The sequence below is a fragment of the Erythrobacter sp. genome (genome assembly GCF_023653175.1).
In the GTDB taxonomy this organism is placed as follows: domain Bacteria; phylum Pseudomonadota; class Alphaproteobacteria; order Sphingomonadales; family Sphingomonadaceae; genus Erythrobacter.
Genome location: NZ_JAMNXL010000156.1, coordinates 1 through 8,320 on the forward strand (window position 1 = coordinate 1; position 8,320 = coordinate 8,320).

Below are 8,320 nucleotides of genomic sequence, written 5' to 3' on the forward strand. Positions count from 1 at the left end.
AGCAGGCCGTGGCCTATCGCCAGATGTCGCTGCTGCTGCGTCGTCCTCCGGGCCGCGAAGCCTATCCGGGCGACGTGTTCTACCTCCACAGCCGCCTGCTCGAGCGTGCGGCCAAGATGAACGAGGAAAACGGCCACGGCTCGCTGACCGCCCTCCCCATCATCGAGACCCAGGCGGGCGACGTGTCGGCCTACATCCCGACCAACGTGATCTCGATCACCGACGGCCAGATCTTCCTTGAAACCGGCCTGTTCTACCAGGGCATCCGCCCCGCCATCAACGTGGGTCTCTCGGTGAGCCGCGTCGGCGGTGCCGCCCAGACCAAGGCGATGAAGAAGGTCTCGGGCTCGATGAAGCTCGATCTGGCGCAGTACCGCGAAATGGCGGCATTCGCCCAGTTCGGCTCGGACCTCGATGCGGCGACGCAGAAGCTGCTCAACCGCGGCGCGCGCCTCACCGAGCTTCTGAAGCAGAAGCAGTTTGCGCCGATGCCGTTCGAGGAGCAGACCGTCTCGATCTATGCCGGCACCAACGGCTTCCTCGATGCGATCCCGGTGAACCGCGTCAACGAATACGAGAGCCAGATGCTCGACTTCATGCGCCGCGAACACGGTGACGTGCTGACCGAGATCCGCACCAGCAAGAAGTTCGAAGGCGAAGTCGCAGACAAGACCAAGGCCGCGCTGCAAGCCTTCGGCAAGCAGTTCGCGTAAGACTGCAATGCTCGCGGACGCCAAATTCCTTGCCTTACGGCTGATGCCGGGACCGTTGCGCAAGCAGCGGCTCACGGCGTTTTACGAAAAGCAGGGCGAGGGTAGCGGCGAACGCGAGCTTCGCGAACTCCCCCGTTTTGTAAAGGCCGAGGATTACTGCCTCGACGTCGGCTGCAACATCGGTGTGTATTCGTATCATTTGTCGAAGCTGGGCGGGAAGGTGATTGCTTTCGAGCCGAACCCTGACTTGGCGAAGCTGGTGAGCGAACTGGGTCTGCCCAATGTCGAAATGCGGCAGGTCGCTCTGTCGAACGTCGACGGGACGGCGGAGCTGACGATGCCGCGCGGGGTTGATGCCGGCCACGCGTTTGCCAGCCTGCGTTCCGATGCGTTTGGCGATGGGCCAACCAAGGTTGTCTCGGTTCCGACCTGTCGGCTCGACAGCATGGAGCTCCCCACCGTAAGCTTCATCAAGATCGACGTCGAAGGTTTCGAGGAACAAGTCGTCGAAGGCGCGATGGCTACCCTTGGCCGCGACCAACCGATCTTGCTGATCGAGATCGAAGAGCGGCACAATGAAGGCGGATTAGCCAGAATTGCCGAACGGCTCGGGCAGCTTGACTATAGTGGCTGGTTCATGCGCGATGGCGAATGGCTGCCACTGGCAACCTTCGATCTTCAGCGTCACCAGCCGCCTGCCGGTTCACCCGACTGGCAAGACGGCACAGGTGCGCGCAACTACATCAACAACTTCCTCTTCCTGCCGCATGGCAGGACAATTCAGGACTAGCCCAGTGCCCTCACTCAAGGAACTCAAGGGCCGGATCAACTCGGTCAAGTCGACCCAGAAGATCACCAAGGCCAAGCAGATGGTCGCGGCTGCCAAGCTGCGCCGTGCCCAGGCTGCGGCCGAGGCCGGTCGGCCCTATGCCACGCGGCTGAGCGCGGTGATGGCGTCACTGGCGGGCAAGGTGTCGGGTTCTGCCGCGCCCAAGCTGCTGGCTGGCACCGGTGCTGACCAGAAGCACCTCCTTGTCGTGGTCAACACAGACAAGGGCCTGTGCGGCGGTCTCAACTCCAACCTCGTCAAGGCCGCCAAGGCCAAGGCGCGCGAATTGCAGGCGGCGGGCAAGTCGGTCGAGTTCTACCTCGTCGGCAAGAAGGGCCGCGCGCCGCTGAAGCGCGAATACCCTTCGCTGATCGGTGCAGGCTTCGACACCAGCACGGTCAAGACCCCGGGCTTCACCGAGGCCGAAGCCATCGCCGATGAGCTGATCGCGATGTTCGACGCCGGCCAGTTCGATGTCGCGCACCTGATCTACCCGACCTTCAAGTCGGCGCTGGCGCAGGACCCGACGGTGAACCAGCTGATCCCCGTGCCCACCCCGACCAATGCGGTCGAAGCGGAATCGGTTGTCGACTATGAGCCCAGCGAAGAGGAAATCCTCGAGGAACTGCTGCCGCGCTACGTGCGCACCCAGCTGTTTGGCGCGCTGCTCGAGCGTGAGGCTTCCGAACAGGGCGCCTCGATGACCGCGATGGACAACGCCACGCGCAACGCGGGCGATCTGATACAGAAGCTCACGATCCAGTACAACCGCAGCCGCCAGGCCGCGATCACCACCGAACTTATTGAAATCATCGCGGGCGCTGAAGCGCTCTAATCGAAAGCCAAGGAAACAATCATGGCCACCGCCCCCGCTCTCAACCAGACCACCAACGGCACCATCAGCCAGGTCATCGGCGCTGTCGTCGACGTGCAGTTCCCCGGTGAACTGCCCGCGATCCTCACTGCCCTCGAAACCAAGAACGGCGACAAGACGCTGGTGCTCGAAGTCGCCCAGCACCTTGGCGAGAACACCGTGCGCACCATCGCGATGGACGCGACCGAGGGCCTGACCCGCGGCAGCGAAGTCGTGAACACCGGCGCGCAGATCAGCGTTCCGGTCGGCCCCAAGGTTCTCGGCCGCATCATGAACGTCATCGGCGAAGCGATCGACGAACGCGGGCCCATCGGCGCGGAAGGCACCATGCCGATCCACGCAGATGCCCCGCTGTTCGTCGACCAGTCGACCGAAGCTGCGATCCTCGTCACCGGCATCAAGGTGATCGACCTGCTCGCGCCTTACGCGCGCGGCGGCAAGATCGGCCTGTTCGGCGGCGCGGGCGTCGGCAAGACCGTGCTGATCCAGGAACTCATCAACAACATCGCCAAGGGCCACGGCGGCGTGTCGGTTTTCGCCGGCGTGGGTGAGCGCACCCGCGAGGGCAACGACCTCTACCACGAATTCCTCGATGCGGGCGTTATCGCCAAGGACGCCGAGGGCAATGCGACCTCGGAAGGCTCCAAGGTTGCGCTCGTCTTCGGCCAGATGAACGAGCCCCCGGGCGCCCGCGCGCGCGTCGCCCTGTCGGGCCTGACCATGGCGGAATATTTCCGCGACGTCGAAGGCCAGGACGTGCTGTTCTTCGTCGACAACATCTTCCGCTTCACGCAAGCCGGTTCGGAAGTGTCGGCGCTGCTCGGCCGTATTCCCTCGGCGGTGGGCTACCAGCCGACGCTGGCAACCGACATGGGCAAGCTGCAGGAGCGCATCACCTCGACCACCAAGGGTTCAATCACCTCGGTGCAGGCGATCTACGTTCCCGCGGACGACTTGACCGACCCGGCGCCTGCCGCCTCGTTTGCGCACCTTGACGCGACCACCACCCTCAGCCGCGCGATTTCGGAGCTCGGCATCTACCCGGCGGTCGACCCGCTGGACTCGACCAGCCGCGTGCTCGAACCGCGCGTCGTCGGGCAGGAGCATTACGACACCGCCCGCCGCGTTCAGGAAGTGCTGCAGAAGTACAAGAGCCTGCAGGACATCATCGCCATTCTCGGGATGGACGAGCTGTCGGAAGAGGACAAGCTCACGGTCGCTCGTGCGCGCAAGATCCAGAAGTTCCTCAGCCAGCCCTTCCACGTCGCGGAAGTCTTCACCAACATTCCGGGCGTCTTCGTGCAGCTCGAAGACACGGTGAAGAGCTTCAAGGCGGTGGTCGACGGCGAATATGACCACCTGCCCGAAAGCGCCTTCTACATGGTCGGCGGGATCGATCAGGCGGTCGCCAAGGCCAAGAAGCTGGCTGAAGAGGCGTAAGGCGTTGGCGCTGCGCACGGTCTTGCTATCTGCGGGATTTTGCGCAGCGGCGCTTGCCGGTGAGGCGTCAGCACAGGCGCAGACCGTTCCGGCGCCTGCCAAGGACGTTTACGAAACTGCCCTGCACTCGATCTTCAGCCTCTGCCCGGCGCTCGTGTCGGGCAAGGTCGCTCCGGATGCGGTCCGTCTGAGCGATTTCGGTTTGACGACCTTGCCCGGTCGCCCGGGCGACTGGCAGGCCGAGTATCCCAACGGGGTGGCAATCGTCGACTTTGAGGCCGCAAATCGTTCCTGCGCGGTTAGCCTGTCGAGCGAGCGTGCGCTGTCGTTCGGCGACTTCGTTATCGGCCAGATCGAGACATTCGGCTTCACCGTCCTTGTCGATCGCCGGAAGGAAGCCGTCAGCGGCGGGGTGTGGATCAAGCTTTCGCCGGACAAGCGGCGGCGCGAGCAAGTCACCGTCGTCAAGAATCCGAATGGTCCCTTGTTGACCGTGTCGTATACCGAGAAAGCGAACTGAGAATGCCCCTCCACTTCGAACTCGTCACCCCCGCCAAGCTCGTCCGTTCGGAAGAGGTCCACATGGTGGTCGTCCCCGGCACCGAGGGCGAATTCGGCGTGCTTGAGGGCCATGCGCCCTTCATGAGCACGATCCGCGACGGTGCGGTGCAGGTCTTCGCCAAGGAAGGCGCTGTCCCCGAAATCATTCAAGTCCGCGGCGGCTTTGCCGAGGTAAGCGAGAAGGGCCTCACGGTCCTCGCCGAACACGTCGAAGCGTGATCGGGCTGAGGCTCGACCGCGCGGCTCTCGACAACGATCACGGCCTGCGCGAGGGCCTGCTGGCCCTGAACAACCGGAGCGCGCTCGAAACCTCTTGGCTTGAGCCGGCGCGGTTCGATCATATGGTGATGAGCGCCTTTGCGGCCCTCTACGTGCCCGAGACGCAGGCCCTGCTCCTCACCTTCGACCAGCGCGCCGACTACGACAGCCCCAATTTTCTCTGGTTCAGGGACCGGTTCGAACGCTTCGTCTATGTCGACCGGATTGTGGTCGACGCGGCGGCGCGCGGGCTGGGCCTTGCACGCAAACTCTACGAGCAGCTGTTCGATCTCGCCCTTGAGGCCGGGCACGACCTGTTGGCCTGCGAAGTCAATTCGCAGCCGCCCAATCCGGGATCGGATGCGTTCCATGCGGCGATGGGCTTCGTCGAAGCGGGGTCGGCCGCGCTGACGCCGGAAAAGACCGTCCGCTATCTCACACGCCCGCTCGGCTGACCGCCGACGGAATTTGCCGCGGCCCTCGCGGAAAATTAACCATGTCCGTGGCAGAGCCTGCGGCCATGTTCATGTCTTCGGATATCCGCCCGGCCGCTGCTCCTGCGCCTTCACTGCTGGCGCGCAGCGACCTCGTAATCGTGCTGGCGCTCGCGCTGTTCACGTTCTTCGTGCGCGGGGCGTGGATCGGCGATCCCAATGCCGATGTCGACGAGCAGCTCTATTCGCTGATCGGCAACCAGATGCTGCATGGCGCGGTGCCCTTCGTCGACCTGTGGGACCGCAAGCCGTGGGGCCTGTTCGCGCTGTTCGCGGCCTTCCATGCGATCGGCGGGCCCGGCTCGGCGGCCTATCAGGTGGCCGGCGCGCTGTTCACGCTGGGGGGCGCGGTGATGGTCTTCCACCTCGCCCGCGCCCAGACCGACCGCATGACGGCCGCCGCGGGCGGTGCACTTTACGTCGTGCTCTGCGCGATCAACGACGCGCATTCGGGCAATTCCGAGGTGTTCTTCATCCCGATGCTGGTCGCGATGGCGGCGCTGGTGCGCGACACCGAGCACCCGCGTGCCGTGGCTCGCGCGCTGCTCGCGATGCTGATCGGCGGGGTCTCGCTCCAGATCAAGTACACTGCGGTTCCGCAATGCCTGTTCTTCGGCCTCTGGGCGCTGTGGGGCCAGTGGCGGCGCGGCATGCCGCTGTGGCAGCTCACGGGGCTGGCCGCGGGCTTCGGGGTCATGGGCCTTTTGCCCACCGCGCTCGTCAGCGCGGGCTATGCGGCGGCGGGCTACTGGGACGAATACGTCTTTGCCAACTTCATCTCCTTCTTCGACCGCCTCCCCGCGAGCACGGGCCGGGTTCATCCGCTGATGCTCGCCTATCTCGGGGTGCAGCTGTCGCTGAGCTGGCTCGGCATCCGTGCAGCGCAGCGCGTCTGGCCCGAGGGGCTGCCGCGGCATTACGTCTTCGCGATCCTGTGGCTCGTTTCGGCAGTGGCCACGGCCTACCTGCCCGCGACCGTCTACCGCCACTATCTTGCCGCGCTGATCCCCGCGACCGCGCTGCTCGCCCTGCCGCTCTTCCACCGCGAGGCGAGCGCGAAGATCAACTGGCCCGCGCTGATCCCGGCGGCGGTCTATCTGCTGATCGTGCCCTACCAGTACTGGGTCAGCCACGAGAACCGCTCGGCGACCTTCCGGCTGGCCGAGGCGATCGCCCCGCATCTCGACGCAAAGGCGGGCAAGTGCCTGCTGATCTTCGACGGCCCGACCTCGCTCTACGGCCTGACCGAAAGCTGCCTGCCGACCAAGCTGATCTACCCCGATCACCTCAACAATGCGCTGGAGATGGATGCGCTGGAGATGCGGCAGGAGGACGAGGTGCGGCGCATCCTCGCCACCCGTCCGCCGGTGATCGTCACCGCCGACCTGCCGCTCACCCCGCAGAATTTCGCGGCCAAGGATCAGGTCGATGCCGCGATCGCGCGCGACTATCGCCTGCTTGCCATGGAAGAGCTCCACCACCGCGACATCTCCGCCTGGGTGCGCCGCGAGCGCTGAAGCGGTCCGCACTTGCATTGCGGCCCAACTCCCTGCAATTCTGATGCTTCGCGCCCCCCTTGCCGGGGCCGGTGCAGCATCCGTCACAGGGAGAGACTCACTTGAAACTCGCATCGAGGCTGGCCATGGCACTTGCCATGAGCACATCGACCATTGCCCTTGCCGATGACGGCATCCCGGGGCCCGAGCAGGATCCCTACATCTTCCTCGAGGAAGCGCGCAGTCCGGAGGCGCTCGACTGGGTCGCCAAGGAAAACGCCCGCACCCTCGCCGCCTTCGAGGCCGATCCGCGCTATGCGCAGCTGAAGGCCGAGGCGCTGGCGATCTTCGACAGCACCGACCGCATCCCCTTCGTGTCTTTCCGCCCCGATGGCCTGTATAATTTCTGGCAGGACAAGGCGAACCCCAAGGGGGTGCTGCGCCGCACCACTCTCGAAAGCTACCGCACCGCGGCGCCTGAGTGGGAGATCATTCTCGACGTCGACGCGCTCGCCAAGGCGGAAGGCAAGGAGTGGGTCTATCAGGGCTCGACCTGCCTGCCGCCCGCATTGAACCGCTGCATGATCGCCCTGTCCGACGGGGGCGAGGACGCCACGATCCTGCGCGAGTTCGACACCAGGACCAAGCAGTTCATCGCAGGCGGCTTCGTGCTCGATGCCAAGAGCCAGGGCGGGGTCGAGTGGGTTGACGAGAATACCCTGCTGGTCAGCCGCAACTTCGGCGAAGGCACCCTCACCGAGAGCGAATACCCCTTCACCACCCGCGAATGGAAGCGCGGCACTGCCATTGCCGACGCTCCCGAAATCTTCCGCGGCGATGCCAAGGACGTGTCGTCCGGCGCGGCGCTGCTGCGCGACAATGACCACGTGATCCACGCCCGCATCGCCTATCGCGGGATCAGCTTCCACGAACGACTGTGGTATGTCTGGAAAGACGGCCAGTGGCTCAAGCTCGAGCTGCCCACCAAGGCCAATCCGGTCGGCATCGTTGACGGGCACATGCTGTTCTCGCCCGATGTCGACTGGGCGGTGGATGGCCAGACCTTCCCCGCCGACAGCCTCGTCGCGGTCAACCTTGAGGAATGGAAGGCCAATCCCAACGGCGCCAAGAAGGCGCTGGTGTGGGCGCCGGGCTATCGCCAGACCAAGCAGGGCAGCACCGTCACCGCCGGCGGGCTCTATGTCGCGATGCTCGACAATGTCGTGGGCAAGGTGCTGAAGTTCAATTTTGCCGGCGGCAAGTGGGCAAGCTCGCAGGTCGACCTGCCCGACAACGCGACTATCGGCATCGCCGCCTCCTCGGACGATACCGACCAGATCATGTACACGGTGAGCGGCTTCCTCGAGCCGACCACCCTGTACTACACCGACGGCAAGACCGCGCCTGCGGTGCTCAAGACCTCGCCTTCCTATTTCGATCCGGCAGGCGCCACGGTCGAGCAATACGAGGCGGTCAGCAAGGACGGGACCAAGATCCCCTACTTCATCGTCAAGCCCAAGGGGATGAAGGCCGACGGCAGCACGGCGACGCTGCTGACCGGCTATGGCGGCTTTCAGGTGCCGCGCCTGCCCGCCTATCTCGGCTCGACCGGCAAGCTGTGGGTCGAGAAGGGCGGGGCCTATGTGCTCGCCAAC

8 protein-coding genes and 1 pseudogene are annotated in these 8,320 nt (G+C 64.8%); all 9 read left to right on the plus strand.

The genetic code is table 11. The annotated features are described in order from the left end of the window. Positions 1-713: pseudogene (locus NBV68_RS14985) on the plus strand (F0F1 ATP synthase subunit alpha); the annotation flags it as partial. A 7-nt stretch (positions 714-720) separates the two neighbouring features. Beyond that, complete coding sequence (locus NBV68_RS14990) at positions 721-1,503, plus strand: FkbM family methyltransferase (RefSeq protein WP_296311164.1); 783 nt, start codon at positions 721-723, stop codon at positions 1,501-1,503. Positions 1,504-1,507: 4 nt separating this feature from the next. Then, positions 1,508-2,377 carry a F0F1 ATP synthase subunit gamma gene (locus NBV68_RS14995; protein WP_296311165.1) on the plus strand — a complete coding sequence of 290 codons (870 nt, stop codon included), beginning with the start codon at positions 1,508-1,510 and terminating at the stop codon, positions 2,375-2,377. A 21-nt stretch (positions 2,378-2,398) separates the two neighbouring features. Next, a complete protein-coding gene (gene atpD, locus NBV68_RS15000; RefSeq protein WP_296311168.1) occupies positions 2,399-3,856 on the plus strand; it encodes a F0F1 ATP synthase subunit beta in 1,458 nt (485 codons plus the stop codon). 4 nt (positions 3,857-3,860) lie between these two features. Then, positions 3,861-4,376, plus strand: coding sequence for a hypothetical protein (locus NBV68_RS15005; protein WP_296311171.1), 516 nt, complete (start codon positions 3,861-3,863; stop codon positions 4,374-4,376). A 2-nt stretch (positions 4,377-4,378) separates the two neighbouring features. After that, complete coding sequence (locus NBV68_RS15010; protein ID WP_296311174.1) at positions 4,379-4,636, plus strand: ATP synthase F1 subunit epsilon; 258 nt, start codon at positions 4,379-4,381, stop codon at positions 4,634-4,636. Beyond that, positions 4,633-5,130, plus strand: a complete 498-nt coding sequence (locus NBV68_RS15015; protein WP_296311176.1) for a GNAT family N-acetyltransferase — start codon at positions 4,633-4,635, stop codon at positions 5,128-5,130. Before NBV68_RS15010 ends, NBV68_RS15015 begins: the two co-directional genes overlap by 4 nt. A 41-nt stretch (positions 5,131-5,171) precedes the next feature. After that, positions 5,172-6,686 carry a glycosyltransferase family 39 protein gene (locus tag NBV68_RS15020; protein WP_296311179.1) on the plus strand — a complete coding sequence of 505 codons (1,515 nt, stop codon included), beginning with the start codon at positions 5,172-5,174 and terminating at the stop codon, positions 6,684-6,686. Positions 6,687-6,823: 137 nt separating this feature from the next. Next, positions 6,824-8,320 (plus strand): S9 family peptidase (locus tag NBV68_RS15025; RefSeq protein WP_296311181.1); only part of this gene is annotated, 1,497 nt, incomplete at its 3' end.